Here is a 15,960-nt window from a genome sequence, read left to right as displayed (position 1 = left end):
AGGGTGGGCAAACGCAAGAATGTTCGCCCACCCTTGGGTGAAGTGTCGTGCCGCCGCTACGCCTTGAGGGCCTTGTCGATCGCGGTCTTGAACTCCGCGGGCGTCATGGGCGGGTTCTCGCCGTCCGAACCGGTGACCTTCTTGCCGTCCATCTTGAGCGTCGGCGTGCCCTTCACGCCGCTCTTGTCGAAGGTGTCCGACATCTTCAGCGCCCAGGCGTCGAAGGTGCCGTCCTGCACGTTCTGCTGGAACTTCTTGTTCCCCTTGAGGGCGTCCACCTCGTCGGCCACCTTGATCAGGTAGTCGTCCTTGGCGAACTTGTCGTCCTGCTCCGCGGGGTGGTTCTTCTGCGAGTACAGCGCGCCCTTGTACTCCAGGAACGCCTCGGGGCTGACGTCCAGCGCGGCGCCCAGCGCGCTCAGCGCGTTCCGCGAGCCCTCGCCGGGGATGGTCGTGTCGATGAAGGTGGCGCCGATGTACTTGACCTTGTACTTGCCCGCGTCGACGTCCTTCTTGATCGTCTCGCCGTTGGCCTGCTCGAACGTCGCACAGACGGGGCAGCGCGAGTCCTCGTACAGCTCCAGCGTCTTCTTGGCGTCCTTCTTGCCGACAACGACGGTCGTGCCCTCGGTGTTCGCCGGAGCGGTGATCTGCTTCTCGTTCTTGGCGGCCTCCCAGGCGGAGGGCTTGTTCGCCTGCATGACGCCGTATCCGACGCCGCCGGCCACCGCCAGGACGCCGACGATCGAAAGGGCGACGATCAGCTGGCGGCGGGTCCTGTCCTTCTTGGCCTGGCGCTCGCGCTCGGCGCGCAGCCGCTCGCGGGCCGCTGCCTTGTTGGCCTGGTTGTTGCGTGCACTCATGGTGGTGTTCTCCGTACGGGGGACTAGGGGGGCTGGAGGGCTGCTGGGCTCAGGCGAAAACGCATGCCGAGCGCGGCGGCCCCCTGCGTCCTACGGAGTGCACGAACAGCCGGCCGGGGGAGACGGTACGGACCCGGCGGGCGGGCCGAGCCGCGCGGCGTACGGGCCAGTGGGCCGCGCCGGTCGCGGCGACTGCGATCAGCAGCGGCCGGAAGGTGAACGCGGCCACGGTCCGCACCAGCCCGGCGAGCGCCGCCTCACCGCGCCGCAGCCAGGCCGCGGCGAGCAGCCCCACCGCGATGTGCGCGGCGAGCAGCAGCCAGGGCAGGGCGGGATCGGGGGAGCTGAGGAGGGCGGCGGCGCTCTCCTGGGGACCCGTGACCCGTACGAGCGGAGCACCGAGCTCGCCCTTCGCACCGCCGCCGCACAGCATGTCGAACCCGACCGAGCGCAATGAGCCCGCGACCGGGCCGCCGGCAGCCCCGTAACAGAGGTGCTGTCCGGTGGTGAAGACCGTGTCGGCGGCCAGCTCCAGTGGTACGAGCAGACCCGCGATGGCGCCGAAGCCGCGCTCCCGGCCCGCCAGTGCGTACGCGACGGCGAACACGGCGGCCGCGATCCCGGCCACCACGGTCAGCGGCAGCGGGACCCGGGAGAGCAGCACATGGGACGCGGCGGAGAGCGTGACGACGAGGGCGGTGAAAAGCGCCGCCCGCACCGCCCTCAGCTGCGTCCCCGATACGTCCATAGCTCGTGAGTTTGCCACGGGTTGCTGTAAGAGAGCCCTAAGGCCGTGCCGGGTGGTCGGTCAGAGCCCCGGGATCCGGCCGTTGCGGAACAGGTCGACGAAGATCTGGTGGTCGGCCCGCGCCCGCGCTCCGTAGGAGTGCGCGAAGTCCACCAGCAGGTCCCCGAAGCTGTCCTCGTCGCCCGCGATCGCCGCGTCGATCGCGCGCTCGGTGGAGAACGGCACCAGTGAGTGGCCGCTCTCGTCGTCCGCCGCCGAGTGCATGGTGGCGGTCGCCCTGCCGAGGTCGGCGACGACCGCCGCGATCTCCTCCAGGTCGTCGATGTCCGACCAGTCCAGGTCCACGGCGTACGGCGAGACCTCCGCGACCAGCTGCCCCGCCCCGTCCAGCTCGGTCCAGCCCAGCCACGGGTCCGCGTGCGCCTGGAGGGCGCGCTGCGAGATCACCGTGCGGTGGCCCTCGTGCTGGAAATACTCGCGGACAGCGCTGTCGGTGATGTGCCGGGAGACCGCCGGGGTCTGCGCCTGCTTCATGTAGATCACGACGTCGTTCTCGAGGGCGTCGCTGTTGCCTTCGAGCAGGATGTTGTACGAGGGCAGCCCGGCGGAGCCGATGCCGATGCCGCGCCGCCCGACGACGTCCTTCACCCGGTAGGACTCGGGGCGGGTCAGGCTGGACTCGGGCAGCGTCTCCAGGTAGCCGTCGAAGGCCGCCAGGACCTTGTAGCGGGTGGCGGCGTCGAGGTCGATCGAGCCGCCGTCGGGGGCGAAGCGGCGCTCGAAGTCGCGGATCTCGGTCATCGATTCGAGCAGCCCGAAGCGGGTCAGCGACCGGGCGGAGCGCAGCGCGCCGAGCAGCGGGCCCTCGGCCGTGTCCAAGGTGAAGGGCGGCACCTCGTCGTTCTTCGCTCCGGTCGCCAGGGCGTGGATGCGCTCGCGGTAGGCGGCGGCGTAGGTCAGCACCAGATCGGTGATCTGGTCGTCGCTGAGGGCCTTGGTGTAGCCGATGAGCGCGACGGAGGCGGCGAAGCGCTTGAGGTCCCAGGTGAAGGGGCCGACGTACGCCTCGTCGAAGTCGTTGACGTTGAAGATCAGCCGGCCCTGGGAGTCCATGTAGGTGCCGAAGTTCTCGGCGTGCAGGTCGCCGTGGATCCACACCCGCCCGGTGCGCTCGTCCAGGTACGGGCCGGCGTTCTGCTCGCGCTCGAGGTCGGCGTAGAACAGGCCGGCCGTGCCCCGGTAGAAGGCGAAGGCGGAGGCGGCCATCTTGCGGAACTTGACCCGGAAGGCGGCTGGGTCGGCGGCCAGAAGCCTGCCGAACGAGGTCTCGAAGACGGCGAGGATCTGCTCGCCGCGCTGAGCGGCGTCTGTCTGCTGGACCGACATCGCCGGTTGCCTCCTGGTGCATGACGTCTTTGACAAAAAGGACAGGGCATTCCCTGTTTCCAACGCCTGACCGTACTCGTGAGTGCCCCCTCGTTGTCAGTCCGCCGAAGTAGACTTCCGAGCTGTCCACCCAACCTGTCACCGACCGTTTTGCCGGAGGCCTTCACCGTGACCAAGCCGCCCTTTACGCACCTCCACGTTCACACCCAGTACTCGCTGCTGGACGGTGCCGCGCGGCTCAAGGACATGTTCGAGGCCTGCAACGAGATGGGCATGTCGCACATCGCGATGACCGACCACGGCAACCTGCACGGGGCGTACGACTTCTTCCATTCGGCGAAGAAGGCGGGTGTGACGCCGATCATCGGCATCGAGGCGTACGTCGCCCCCGAGTCGCGGCGCAACAAGCGGCGCATCCAGTGGGGTCAGCCGCATCAGAAGCGCGACGACGTGTCCGGTTCCGGTGGATATACGCACAAGACGATCTGGGCGGCGAACAAGACTGGCCTGCACAACCTCTTCCGGCTCTCCTCGGACGCGTACGCCGAGGGCTGGCTGACGAAGTGGCCGCGCATGGACAAGGAGACGATCTCCCAGTGGTCGGAGGGCCTGATCGCCTCCACCGGGTGTCCGTCGGGCGAGGTGCAGACGCGGCTGCGGCTCGGGCAGTTCGACGAGGCAGTGCAGGCGGCGTCGGACTACAAAGACATCTTCGGTGAGGGCAAGTACTTCCTGGAGCTGATGGACCACGGCATCGAGATCGAGCGCCGGGTCCGTGACGGCTTGCTGGAGATCGGCAAGAAGCTCAACATCCCGCCGCTCGTCACGAACGACTCGCACTACACCTACGCCAACGAGGCGACCGCGCACGACGCGCTGCTGTGCATCCAGACCGGCAAGAACCTCTCCGACCCGGACCGCTTCCGCTTCGACGGCACCGGCTACTACCTGAAGTCGACCGACGAGATGTACGCCGTCGACTCCTCCGACGCCTGGCAGGAGGGCTGCGCCAACACGCTCCTGGTCGCGCAGCAGATCGACACGGAGGGCTGGTTCCAGGAGCGGAACCTGATGCCCAAGTTCGATGTGCCCGAGGGGTACACCGAGGTGACGTGGTTCCGCGAGGAGACCATGCGCGGCATGGCCCGGCGTTACCCGAACGGCATCCCGGAAGACCGGCTCCAGCAGGTCGAGTACGAGATGAAGATCATCATCGACATGGGCTTCCCGGGGTACTTCCTCGTGGTCGCCGACTTCATCATGTGGGCGAAGAACAACGGCATCGCGGTCGGCCCTGGGCGTGGCTCCGCGGCCGGTTCGATCGTCGCGTACGCCATGGGCATCACCGACCTCGACCCGATCGAGCACGGCCTGATCTTCGAGCGGTTCCTCAACCCTGAGCGCATCTCCATGCCCGACGTCGACATCGACTTCGACGAGCGCAGGCGTGGCGAGGTGATCCGGTATGTGACGGAGAAGTACGGCGCCGACAAGGTCGCCATGATCGGCACGTACGGAAAGATCAAGGCCAAGAACGCGATCAAGGACTCCGCGCGTGTCCTGGGCTACCCGTACGCGATGGGCGACCGGCTCACCAAGGCCATGCCCGCCGACGTACTCGGCAAGGGCATCGACCTCAACGGCATCACCGACCCGAAGCACCCTCGCTACAGCGAGGCGGGCGAGATCCGGGGGATGTACGAGAACGAGCCGGACGTGAAGAAGGTCATCGACACGGCAAAGGGTGTCGAGGGCCTGGTCCGGCAGATGGGTGTGCACGCGGCCGGCGTGATCATGTCCAGCGAGACGATCACGGATCATGTGCCGGTGTGGGTGCGGCACACCGACGGCGTGACGATCACGCAGTGGGACTACCCGAGCTGCGAGTCGCTCGGCCTGCTGAAGATGGACTTCCTCGGCCTGCGCAACCTCACCATCATGGACGACGCCGTCAAGATGGTGAAGTCCAACAAGGGCATCGACCTGGAGCTGCTCAGCCTCCCGCTGGACGACCCCGCGACGTACGAGCTGCTGTGCCGCGGTGACACGCTCGGCGTGTTCCAGTTCGACGGCGGCCCGATGCGGTCCCTGCTGCGGCTGATGAAGCCCGACAACTTCGAGGACATTTCCGCCGTCTCGGCCCTGTACCGGCCGGGCCCGATGGGCATGAACTCGCACACGAACTACGCGCTGCGCAAGAACGGCCAGCAGGAGATCACGCCGATCCACCCGGAGCTGGAGGAGCCTCTCAAGGAGGTCCTCGGCCTCACCCACGGCCTGATCGTGTACCAGGAGCAGGTGCAGAAGGCCGCGCAGATCATCGCCGGTTACTCGCTCGGCGAGGCCGACATCCTGCGCCGCGTGATGGGCAAGAAGAAGCCCGACGAGCTTCAGAAGAACTTCGTCCTCTTCCAGGCGGGCGCGAAGAAGAAGGGGTACTCCGACGCGGCGATCCAGGCGCTGTGGGACGTGCTGGTCCCCTTCGCCGGATACGCGTTCAACAAGGCGCACTCGTCGGCGTACGGGCTGGTCACCTACTGGACGGCGTACCTCAAGGCGAACTATCCCGCCGAGTACATGGCGGCGCTGCTGACCTCCGTCAAGGACGACAAGGACAAGTCGGCCGTCTACCTGAACGAGTGCCGGCGCATGGGCATCAAGGTGCTGCCGCCGAATGTGAACGAGTCGCAGTCGAACTTCGCCGCGCAGGGCGACGACGTGATCCTTTTCGGCCTGACCGCCATTCGTAACGTCGGTCAGAACGTTGTGGACTCGATCATCCGGTGCCGGAAAGCGAAGGGGAAGTACAGCTCCTTCCCCGACTTCCTCGACAAGGTGGAAGCGGTCGTCTGCAACAAGCGGACCGTCGAATCGCTCATCAAGGCCGGTGCCTTCGACGAGATGGGGCACACCCGCAAGGGCCTCGTCGCGCACCACGAGCCGATGATCGACAACGTGGTGCAGGTCAAGCGCAAGGAGGCGGAGGGGCAGTTCGACCTCTTCGGCGGCATGGGCGAGGAGGAGAGCGACGAGCCGGGCTTCGGGCTGGATGTGGAGTTCTCCGACATCGAGTGGGAGAAGTCGTACCTGCTCGCGCAGGAGCGCGAGATGCTCGGCCTGTACGTCTCGGACCACCCCCTCTTCGGCATCGAGCATGTCCTGAGCGACAAGGCCGACGCCGCGATCTCGCAACTCACCGGCGGTGAGCACTCCGACGGCGCGATCGTCACCATCGGCGGCATCATCTCCGGCCTCCAGCGCAAGATGACCAAGCAGGGCAACGCCTGGGCGATCGCGACCGTCGAGGACCTGGCCGGCTCCATCGAGTGCATGTTCTTCCCGGCGACGTACCAGCTGGTCTCGACCCAGCTCGTCGAGGACACCGTGGTCTTCGTCAAGGGCCGGCTCGACAAGCGCGAGGACATTCCGCGGCTGGTCGCGATGGAGCTGATGGTCCCGGACGTCTCTTCGGCCGGGACCAACGCGCCCGTGGTCCTCACCATCCCGACGGTGAAGGTGACGCCGCCGATGGTCACCAAGCTCGGCGAGATCCTCAAGCACCACCGGGGCAACACGGAGGTCCGGATCAAGCTCCAGGGGGCGCGCAAGACGACGGTGCTGCGGCTCGACCGGCACCGCGTGCAGCCGGACCCGGCGCTCTTCGGGGACCTGAAGGTGCTGCTCGGCCCGTCCTGCCTGGCGGGCTGAGGGCCGAGCACGCACTGAGAAGGGGCACACCCGTCGTCACGGGTGTGCCCCTTCTGCGCTACGTACTTCGCTACGTACTTACGCGGCGTGATCAGTTGTGGCCGAAGCGCCGCTGGTGCTTACGGGCAACATCAGCAGGGCTGCCCTGAGCGTGCGTCTGCGGCTGGGCGTGGGACTCGAAGGCACTGTCCTTGGCCTGCTCGGTTCCACGCACCACCGAGGACGCGCGGTCCTGTTGGGCGCCCTGCTTGCGATTCTTGTTCTTGGCCATGGTGCTGCCTCCTGTGGGGGTTCTGGGGGCCAGGGCCGGGACCAGATTCACACAGCGCGACATAGCTCGCATTTTGGATCATTACCGTGCGTAATTGGGGCTGTTGTGAAGCAACTTCGGCATCCGCCACGCCGATGATCGAGTTCCGGCCGTTAACCCTTACGCAGTCGGGCAGACTCGAAGGAAGCCCGAAGCCTGATGCACTCCCAAAGCACTCCTCAAGCACTGCCGAAGCACCTGAGCACCTTTCGATCCCGAGGTTCCCGAAAGAGGGTGGAACGCGTGGACCGCTGCGTCGTCCTGGTGGACGCCGGCTACCTGCTGGGCGCCGCCGCGAGCCTGCTCGCCGGAGAACCGGCCCGCTCCCGCATCACCGTGGATCACGCGGCCCTCATCCAGGGCCTGCGAGAACGGGCCGAAGCGGATACGGAACAGCCGCTGCTTCGCATCTACTGGTTCGACGGCGCGCCCGACCGCGTTCCGCAGCCCGAGCACCGGCGGCTGCGCGTCATGCCGCGCGTGACGGTCAGGCTCGGCGCTCTGACCCGGAGCGACGGGCGGTGGGCGCAGAAGGGCGTCGATGCGGCGATGCACGCGGAGCTGACCGAGCTGGCCAGAAATCGCGCCTGCTCGGACATTGTGCTGGTGACCGGGGACGGGGATCTGCTACCGGGGCTGATGTCCGCGAAGGAGCACGGCGTAGCGGTGCACCTGTGGGCCGTGCAGGCCGCCGACGGGGACTACAACCAGTCCGAGGACCTGGTCGCCGAGGCCGACGAGCGGCGTGTCCTGGACCGCGTCTGGATCACCAAGGCCGTACGGGCGAAGGACCTCACCGGGATCTGCGCTCCGCCACCGGTGCCGCGGCCGGAGATCGCCGCGATTCTGTCGGCGCCGCTGCCGGAGTCGGCGCTCGCAGCTTCGGCGGAGCGAGCGGAGCGGGCCGAGCGGGCGGCGCACACCCAGGCTCAGGCGCGGGCCGAGGCGGAAGCGGCGGGTGCGGGCGCCGCACGGAACGGGTCCGCAGGGGCCGCGGATCCCGCCGCCCCGCCGGCTCCCGCGTCCGCCGGCGCTGCGAACGGTTCCGAGGAGGGGGCGCATCCGGCGCACGGCACCAAGGGCGTGCCGACCCCGAAGGACCTCGCGAGCCTGCGCGGGCCCGGCACGCAGGCGGCGCAGCATCCGCATCCGAACACCGCCCCGGCGGCGGGCGCCGCCACCGGGGCCACCTTGCGCTGGTCGTCCGACAAGGGCTGGGCGGAGCGTCCGGGCAACGGCAGTGCGCTCGGCGAGCCGGCCGAGACCGCCTCGCTGCCGACGCTGGCGCAGCTGACCAGCGCGGAACAGCGCTGGGCGGACCGTGAAGAGGACATCACGACGGTCGGCGGTGACCCGTTCGAGGTCGGCCAGGTCTTCGCCCGACGATGGATGGAACGACTGCCGGACCCCGGCCACACGCAGAAGCTGTCGACGATGTACCCGAGGATTCCGCACCGGATCGACGGTGAACTGCTGCGGTACGCGGCACGGTTCGGGCTGCTCGCGCACAAGGACGACCAGATCGACGAGCACGACCGGTACGCGATCAGGGCGGGCTTCTGGCGAGAGATCGACGTACGGGCCGCGGCGGAGCATGTGACGGCGGGGGAGTAGGGGGCGGGTGGGTGGCCCCGCGATCGTCAGCCCGTCCTGCGTGTGAGGACCGGGTCTGGGGCGGAGCCGCTCACGCGGCGGAGCCGCAAATGGTCACAGCCGGGAAGGGGCGGGTAGGGGAAAGCGCCGCAGGCACCCGCGCCGACACTGCCCGGGGACCGCCCCGGGGACCGCGCCGGGCTGTGAACCCCGTAGGCTCGTCCCTCGTGAGTACGGGCACAGCGCAGGCGGGACGCAGCACGGGAGTCGTGTGTGCGGTGCGGGAGCTGGTCAAGACGTATCCCGCCGCCCGGGGCCGCCGCGGGGTGCCCGCGACACCGGCCGTGCGGGCCACTGACGGGATCTCCCTCGACGTACGCCGCGGTGAGATCTTCGGGCTGCTCGGGCCCAACGGCGCCGGTAAATCGACATTGGTACGTCAGCTGACCGGCCTCATGCGGCCCGACTCCGGGAGTGTTGAGCTGCTCGGGCACGATCTCGTCCGGCATCCCGAGCGCGCCTCACGGCTCGTCGGGTACCTCGGGCAGGAATCGACCGCATTGGACGAGCTGACCGTGTCGCTCGCCGCCGAGACGACCGGGCGGCTGCGCGGGCTCACCGCGAAGGCCGCGCGGGCCGAGCGGGACGACGTACTCGAAGAACTCGGCCTGGGCGACATCGCCGGGCGTCCGCTCAAGAAGCTTTCCGGCGGACAGCGGCGGCTCGCCTGCTTCGCCGCCGTGCTGGTCGGCGAGCGGCCCGTACTCGTACTGGACGAACCGACCACCGGCATGGACCCCGTCGCGCGCCGCGCGGTGTGGGCGGCCGTCGACCGGCGGCGGGCGGAGAACGGCGCGACCGTGCTGCTCGTTACGCACAATGTCATCGAGGCCGAGACGGTGCTGGACCGCGTCGCGGTGCTGGAGAGTGGCCGGGTGATCGCGTGCGACACCCCCGCCGGGCTCAAGGCGCGCGTCGCCGGTGAGGTGCGGCTCGACCTCGTATGGCGGGAACGGGCGCCGCTGGACGTGCCCGAGGTCGCGGTGCTGCGGGAGTTCGCGCAGGAGTCCGGGCGGCGCTGGGTGCTGCGGCTGGCTCCCGACGAGGCGCGGGCGGCCGTCGCCGCCGTGACCGGGGGCAGGGCGTTCGCGGCGCTCGACGACTTCACTCTGGCGACGCCGAGCCTCGAAGACGTCTACCTGGCACTCGGCGGAAGCACGAACGGTACGAAGGGGCTGGTCAAGGCGTGAGTGTCGTGCCCGCGGAGGCGGAGACCGGCTCCGTGCCGATCCGGGGGGTGAGGGTGGACGCGGAAGCGGGTGTGGCCGGTGCGGCCGGTGAGGTGTGGCCCGCGCCGCTCGCGCCCCGCGCGCGGCTGTTGCCGTCTCTCGCCGCCGTCTACCGGGCGCAGCTGTCCCGGGCGCGGGTGGCGCGTATCCCGCTGCTCTGCGTGGCGACGTTCCAGTCCGTCGGGATCATGGTTCTGATGCGCGGGGTCGTCGACGGGGGCCATGAGGCGCGTGCCGTCGTCGCCGGGTCGAGCGTGCTCGTCGTCGCCTTTGTCGCGCTGAACCTGCTCGCCCAGTACTTCGGGCAGCTGCGGGCCAGCGGCGGCCTCGACCACTACGCCACGCTGCCGGTGCCGCCGGCCGCGGTGGTGCTGGGGGCGGCCGCCGCGTACGCCTCCTTCACCGTGCCGGGCACGTTCGTCACGGCCGTCGTCGGGTGCGTGCTCTTCCAGCTGCCGCTCACGCATCTGTGGGTGCTGGCGGCCGTCGTCCCGCTCGCGGGGGCCGCGCTGGCCGGTCTCGGCGCTGCGCTCGGGCTGCTCGCTCCGCGCCAGGAACTCGCGACGCTGCTCGGGCAGCTGGGCATGTCGGCGGCGCTGCTGCTCGGGGTGCTGCCCGCCGAGCGGCTGCCCGTGCCGATCTCGTACGCCCGGGATCTGCTGCCTTCGACGTACGGCGTCGAGGCTTTCGCGCGGACCTTCGACGCGCATCCCGACTGGCCCGCGGTGGCGCTCGATCTGGCCGTGTGCGCGGCCGTCGGCGTCGTGTCGCTGGCGGTCGCGACGTGGGCGTACCGGCGGGCAGCGGTCCGTTAGCCGACCGCCCGCAGCGGTCCGGTGAGGCGGGGGCCCGGGACGCCTGGCACGATGGCAGGGTGATCGCTCCTCTGACGCCGCCTCACCACCAGCCGCCGAACGACCCCTGGCAGAAGTCCGACGCCGGGGGCGCCCCGCAGCCGCCGTCCGAGCCCCACCCCGGCCACGGTGCCGGGGGCGCCGCAGGCGGGGAATCGGACCCCAGCATCTCGACGGAGGTGGTCAGGGCCGCGGTGGTGGTTCTGGCGCTGACGGTCCTGGGTGTCGCGCTCGGGCTGCTGTGGCTGTGGCTGGCGCCGCGCGTCCCGCTGATATCCACCGACAAGGCCGTCTTCCTCAAGGACACCGAGGGCGAGGAAGCGGTCGGGGCGGACGGCACGTTCGTGCTGCTGGCGCTCGCGTTCGGCGCGGTCAGTGCGGCCCTGGTCTTCTGGTTCAACCGGCGTGGCGGTATTCCGCTGGTCATCGGGCTCGCCCTGGGCGGGCTGCTGGGCTCGCTGCTCGCGTGGGGAGTCGGCGTCTGGGTCGGGCCGACGGACGATGTGGTCGAACGGGCGCGGGAGGTCGGGCAGGGCGTGGCGTTCGACGCGCCGCTCAAGCTGGGGGCGAAGGGGGCGTTGCTGGCGTGGCCGATGGCGGCGCTGCTGGTTCACCTGGGGCTGACCGCGCTGTTCGGACCGCGGGATCCGGAGCCGGAGTGGGGGGCGGGGTATGGGGACGCGGCGCCGATGCCCGGGCCGGGGTCTGGTGCGGGTTCCGGTGCGCCGCAGGACGGTACGCCGAGCTGACGCCGGTGGGCGGGTTCATTCCCCTACCCGCCCCTTCCCGAAACTGTGGCTCCGCCCCAGGCCCCGGTCCTCAAACGCCGGACGGGCTGACAAGAGCCGCCGGACGGGCTGGAGGGTGCCGGAGGGGGTGAAGCGGTGCCGGGCGGGGCTGAAGGGTTCTGGGCCTGCCGGCATGTCAGTCGCCGTCAGGTCGTGCGGGCGATTGGGGCTATTACCGCTTCCGACAGTTTCGCCAGGTCCGACGGGGACAGTTCGACCTCCAGGCCGCGGCGGCCCGCCGAGACGCACACCGTGTCGTACGACGACGCCGAGGCGTCCAGCACCGTACGGAGCTTCTTGCGCTGGCCCAGGGGCGAGATGCCGCCCCGGACATAGCCCGTGGTGCGTTCCGCCGCGACCGGGTCCGCCATTGCCGCGCGCTTTCCGCCGACCGCCGCCGCCAGCGCCTTGAGGTCCAGGGAGCCAGCCACCGGTACGACCGCCACCGTCAGCGTGCCGTCGATGTCCGCCACCAGGGTCTTGAAGACGCGGTCCGGCGGAACGCCCAGTGCCTCCGCCGCCTCCTCGCCGTACGACGCGGACGCCGGATCGTGCTCGTACGCGTGGAGCGTGTACGCCGTCCCCGCCTCGGTCAGGGCGACGGTCGCGGGGGTGCCTCCGGCCTGGCGCTTCTTCTTGGCCACTGCGGCTCTGCCTCCGGTCGGTTGTCAGTTCGGGCTAGTGGGTGTCCTGGTCAGCTCCACCGCCGGCAGCGAGGGAAGGTGGCGGATCACGGCCGTCTCGGCGCGCAGCAGCTTCAGCTCTTCGCGCAGGCGGGTCGCCGTGTCGGGCGCCTGCAGCAGGCGCTGCTTCGCCGGGATGTCGAGAACCGTCGCGGCTGCCACCAGGTACGACACGACGGACGGCTCGTCCGGCAGCTCCGCACCGGTGGTCAGCGAGCGCTCACGCGCGCCCGCCAGCCGCTTCTGGTAGCTGCGGAACGCCCGCAGCACGCCCTCGGCCAGCGCACCCGCGTCGTCGCCCGGCTCCTCGGGCAGTTCCTCCACCTCGGCGGTGAGGTACGGGCCGCTCGCGTCGACGGAGAGGATCTTGACGCGGGTCGTCCCGGTGGCCAGCACCTCGTAGCTGCCGTCCTCGCGCTCGCGGATCGTCGCCGCGTCCGCGATGCAGCCCACCCGGTGGAAGGCCTGCACCGGGTCCGGGCCGAAGCCCGCGGCGGGACCCCGCTCGGCCATGGTGGTGGAGTCCGGCATGCCGGGCGCGGTGGTGGCGACCTCGCGGCCGTCGCGGATGGCGACGACCACGAAGCGGCGCGGCTCGTCCTCGGAGAAGTCGGTAGAGGAGGACTGGTCGGGCGAGTGGGCCGAGTCGCCTGAGTCGCCCGACTCCGCGCCCTTCAGCAGGTCGCGCATCATGGCGCGATAACGCTCCTCGAAGATGTTCAGCGGCAGCACCAGGCCGGGGAACAGCACCGAGTTCAGCGGGAAGAGGGGAAGACGAGCGGTGGTCACAGCGGTTAAGCGTAATGGCCGTCGGAGCGGACCCGGCGGGCCGTCCTGCGCAAAGGCATCGTCGAGGCCACCTGGATCCTCGCGGCGTCGCGCAGCTCCAGGAACTCGCCCAGCACGTCGTCGCTGAGAAACGCCCAGGGGAACGAGGTCGCGTACGTCCCGATCAGCCGGAACTGTTCGAGGGCGTCGGCCCACCGCCCCCTGGTGACCAGGACGTACGCCAGCAGGTTGCGCACCTCGGCCGGCCACGGGTCGCCCGCCGCATACTCGGCGGACAGCGCGATCGCCAGATCGGCCGCCGCGTCGACGCGCTCGCCGGGAATCACCGTGGTGGGGCCGGCCGTGCCGTCGCCGCTCAGCAGGTGCGCGAAGGCCGCGCGTACGGGCAACGCCTGCACCAGCGACCCGGGCAGGGCGTCCTCGGCGGCCTGTTCGGCGAAGTCGAAGCACTCGCGGTGCGAGCCGTACCACTGGGCGGAGAGGTACTGGAGGGCGGAGACATGGCACCCGTAGTGGTGCGAGGAGCGGCCCACCGCCTCCCCCCACAGTTCCTCGAAAGCGGAATGCGTGGCGTACGTGCCGCGCGCGTGGTCGAGGGCGATGCGCCACGGCACCGGGTCGCGCGGAGCGGCATCGGCCGCCGCCTCGATCAGCGGGCCGACGTCCCGCAGCCGCTCGGCACGGGCCGGTGACTCCCACGCCCTGCGCACGGACAGCTCGGCCTTCACGAGCAGGGCGTCGGGGTCGTGCGGGGAGGCGGCCAGCCAGTCGCTGAGCCAGTCCTCGCGGCTGTGCGCGAACGTGGCGAGGCGGGTGGCGTACCGGTCACGGTTCTCCCACTCGGCGCCCTCCCGGGTGGCGGCGAGGAGCTTGGCCGCGGGCCCGTGGTCGCCGAGGGCGGCGGCGACGAGGGTCGGCCCCAGGCGCTCGTCGGGTACGTCGAGCAGCACCTCGTCGTCGTCGAGCAGGCCGGCGCCGAGATCCGAGGTGTGGCGGATCATGCGCGCGGCGCTGATCAGAGCGCGAAGGAATGGCATCGTTGAACCATTGAAAACCGCAGGTCGGGGCGGCGCCAGAGGGCGTCTGTGAAGCTTTGGCATCGGCTGGAAAGGTTGTGCTGACGTCAGTCAAGGGACAGTAAAGGAAGCGGGGGTGGCGGGGGTCACCGTGGCGTCCCGGTGACCCCGGAGTCCCGGTAACCCCCGGCGTCCCGGCGCGGTGCCCCCTCTCTCCCCGATCGAAATCGCTCAGCCCCGCCGCAGTAGCCGCGACGCGCCCGCCGCCACCGTCGTCGCCAGGATCCAGCCGAGCAGGATCAGGCCCGCCGCCGCCCATTGCCAGCCGCCTTCCAGTCGCCAGTGCCCGTCCTGCCCCAGGTTGATCACGGGCAGCAGCAGGTCGAGCGCGTAGAGGGACGCGTTCCACTGCGGGTGTTCCTGGGGTTTGATCGCAGGCGGATCGAGCTGCGCGAACGCCACCGCTCCCGCCGCCCACAGCACCGCCATCCACAGCATTGCCCGGCCGGGACGGTAGCCGTACGCCACGGTCCAGTCCTGAAGGAAGCCCCACAGCTTCCCGGCCAGCGGCAGCGTCTCGCGCCGTCTTCGCTGCTTGGCCAGGAGCACTTCGCGAGCGTCGGCGTCCTCCCCGCTGCTGCGCAGGACGGCGGCCAGACGCTCGTACGGCTCGGGGTTGTACTCCGGGGTCGCGGCCGTCACCCAGTCCAGCCGCCGCGAGAGCGGGAACAGCCCGCGAGGCACCAGGGACTCGTAAGTGAAGCCGCCCATGGTGAGGCCGCCGGGGTGCGGCCAGCTGTCCGCCTTGTCCACCAGGTTGCCGACCTTCGCGCCGGACAGCACGACCTTCCCCTCCTCGGGCCGGTCGCAGAGAAACCGCAGCTCGGGGGTCTGCACCCGGCGCATCGACAGCTCCTGCCCGAGCGACATGACGAACCGCGCGCCGTCGAGATCCACCGCGTCGCCGAACCGCCCGTCGTCGAGCCGGAGCCCGCCCTCGCACTCGAACCGCTGCACGCGCGTGCCGCGTACCGGCGTGTTCCCGATGCCGTACGGCGGAGTGGTCCCCGGCGCCGCGCCCCTGGGCCCGATCCCCGCGGGCGTCAGGTAGAGCGTGCGCTCGACGGTCAGCTGCGGGGCGTTGAGGGCACGCCGCCCCTCCACCCCGTACGGCCGTCGCAGCCGGCTGCCGCGCAGGCTCAGCGACACGCCGACCTTCGCGCCGCGCAGGCTGAACTCGCCGTGCGACTCGATCATCTCGGCCTGGAGGTCCTGGGCGACGGACAGACCGTCGGCCGCGATCGAGCGGCCCCTTCGGTCCTGGCGTACGACGATCTGGTTGATCAGCAGATCCGTGCCGATCTGGGCGTCGGTAAGCCGGATGCCGCCGGGGACATGGCAGCGCGGCAGATGCAGGTCGCCCTCGGTGTGCAGCCGGGCAGCCTCCAGACGCGGGATGGCGCACCCCACCATGCGCAGCGTGGTGAAGTGGCACTCGGGCAGCAGTACCTCCTTCTCGAAGCGGCAGTTGTTCATCTCGACGTACGGCTCGACGCGGCCGCCCGAGAGCTTGAGCGTGCCGGTGATTTGTACGCCGCTGAGCTTGAGCGCGGCGACCCGCCCGGGCAGCGCGGACGGCCCACTGAGCAGCAGCAGCGCGACCACGCGCGCGCGGACGCTGCGTTCCGGGGGCCATGGCCGGGTGGACAGCGGGTCGTCCAGGACGGGATTGCGAGTGCGAAGGTCGTACGTACTGCCGTTGCGGAACGCCTGCCACATGCCGAGTTCCGAGGCACTGAGCCAGTCGGGCGCTTCGACGTCTTGCTGCGGCTCGGTCAAGGCCGCCCCTTTCGCCGATTCGTACAGCCGTTCTTCCCTCTGAGTGACGGGCTGAACGCTAGTGGTCATGAATGACTTGTGGGGCGCGTATCAG

Annotated in this window: 13 protein-coding genes; 5 read left to right on the top strand and 8 right to left on the bottom strand. The window is 70.2% G+C overall.

Annotation, left to right across the window (positions count from 1 at the left end; translation table 11 throughout):
• Positions 1-56: 56 nt before the first annotated feature.
• Genes J7E89_RS29095 through J7E89_RS29085 form a run of 3 tightly spaced genes read right to left on the bottom strand, consistent with a single transcriptional unit; the run spans position 57 to position 2,997 of the window.
• The gene (locus J7E89_RS29095; RefSeq protein WP_214977437.1) at positions 57-863 is read right to left on the bottom strand and encodes a DsbA family protein; all 807 of its coding nucleotides are present in this window, start codon (positions 861-863) and stop codon (positions 57-59) included.
• 49 nt (positions 864-912) lie between these two features.
• The gene (locus tag J7E89_RS29090; protein ID WP_214977436.1) at positions 913-1,611 is read right to left on the bottom strand and encodes a hypothetical protein; all 699 of its coding nucleotides are present in this window, start codon (positions 1,609-1,611) and stop codon (positions 913-915) included.
• A gap of 60 nt (positions 1,612-1,671) precedes the next feature.
• Entirely contained in the window at positions 1,672-2,997 is a 1,326-nt protein-coding gene (locus J7E89_RS29085) for a DUF2252 domain-containing protein (protein WP_214977435.1), read from the bottom strand.
• A 168-nt stretch (positions 2,998-3,165) separates the two neighbouring features.
• On the opposite strand from J7E89_RS29085, the gene dnaE reads away from it, so the two are divergent.
• Positions 3,166-6,705 carry a DNA polymerase III subunit alpha gene (dnaE, locus tag J7E89_RS29080; RefSeq protein ID WP_214977434.1) on the top strand — a complete coding sequence of 1,180 codons (3,540 nt, stop codon included), beginning with the start codon at positions 3,166-3,168 and terminating at the stop codon, positions 6,703-6,705.
• 91 nt (positions 6,706-6,796) lie between these two features.
• Here the strand turns inward: dnaE and J7E89_RS29075 are convergent, their stop codons facing one another.
• Entirely contained in the window at positions 6,797-6,976 is a 180-nt protein-coding gene (locus J7E89_RS29075; protein WP_214977433.1) for a hypothetical protein, read from the bottom strand.
• A 273-nt stretch (positions 6,977-7,249) separates the two neighbouring features.
• Here J7E89_RS29075 and J7E89_RS29070 point away from each other — a divergent pair, with 273 nt between their 5' ends.
• From J7E89_RS29070 to J7E89_RS29055, 4 genes are all read left to right on the top strand, one after another.
• A complete protein-coding gene (locus J7E89_RS29070; protein ID WP_214977432.1) occupies positions 7,250-8,629 on the top strand; it encodes an NYN domain-containing protein in 1,380 nt (459 codons plus the stop codon).
• Positions 8,630-8,877: 248 nt separating this feature from the next.
• Positions 8,878-9,858, top strand: coding sequence for an ABC transporter ATP-binding protein (locus J7E89_RS29065; protein ID WP_308315641.1), 981 nt, complete (start codon positions 8,878-8,880; stop codon positions 9,856-9,858).
• Positions 9,859-9,905: 47 nt separating this feature from the next.
• The gene (locus tag J7E89_RS29060; protein WP_308315640.1) at positions 9,906-10,712 is read left to right on the top strand and encodes an ABC transporter permease; all 807 of its coding nucleotides are present in this window, start codon (positions 9,906-9,908) and stop codon (positions 10,710-10,712) included.
• Between the two features lie 59 nt (positions 10,713-10,771).
• Positions 10,772-11,500, top strand: a complete 729-nt coding sequence (locus J7E89_RS29055) for an ABC transporter permease (protein WP_214977429.1) — start codon at positions 10,772-10,774, stop codon at positions 11,498-11,500.
• Positions 11,501-11,685: 185 nt separating this feature from the next.
• Here J7E89_RS29055 and ybaK read toward each other — a convergent pair whose 3' ends face one another.
• The 4 genes from ybaK to J7E89_RS29035 all read right to left on the bottom strand — a co-directional run bounded on the left by ybaK (position 11,686) and on the right by J7E89_RS29035 (position 15,866).
• The gene (gene ybaK / locus J7E89_RS29050) at positions 11,686-12,183 is read right to left on the bottom strand and encodes a Cys-tRNA(Pro) deacylase (RefSeq protein ID WP_214977428.1); all 498 of its coding nucleotides are present in this window, start codon (positions 12,181-12,183) and stop codon (positions 11,686-11,688) included.
• A 24-nt stretch (positions 12,184-12,207) separates the two neighbouring features.
• Positions 12,208-13,011, bottom strand: coding sequence for an LON peptidase substrate-binding domain-containing protein (locus J7E89_RS29045; protein ID WP_214977427.1), 804 nt, complete (start codon positions 13,009-13,011; stop codon positions 12,208-12,210).
• 5 nt (positions 13,012-13,016) lie between these two features.
• Complete coding sequence (locus J7E89_RS29040) at positions 13,017-14,048, bottom strand: hypothetical protein (RefSeq protein WP_214977426.1); 1,032 nt, start codon at positions 14,046-14,048, stop codon at positions 13,017-13,019.
• Between the two features lie 210 nt (positions 14,049-14,258).
• On the bottom strand, positions 14,259-15,866 hold the full coding sequence (locus J7E89_RS29035) for an oxidoreductase (protein WP_214977588.1): 1,608 nt from the start codon (positions 15,864-15,866) through the stop codon (positions 14,259-14,261).
• Between the last annotated feature and the right edge of the window lie 94 nt (positions 15,867-15,960).

Source organism: Streptomyces sp. ISL-100 (assembly GCF_018614615.1).
GTDB lineage: Bacteria > Actinomycetota > Actinomycetes > Streptomycetales > Streptomycetaceae > Streptomyces.
This window is presented reverse-complemented; position numbering and strand designations above follow the sequence as displayed.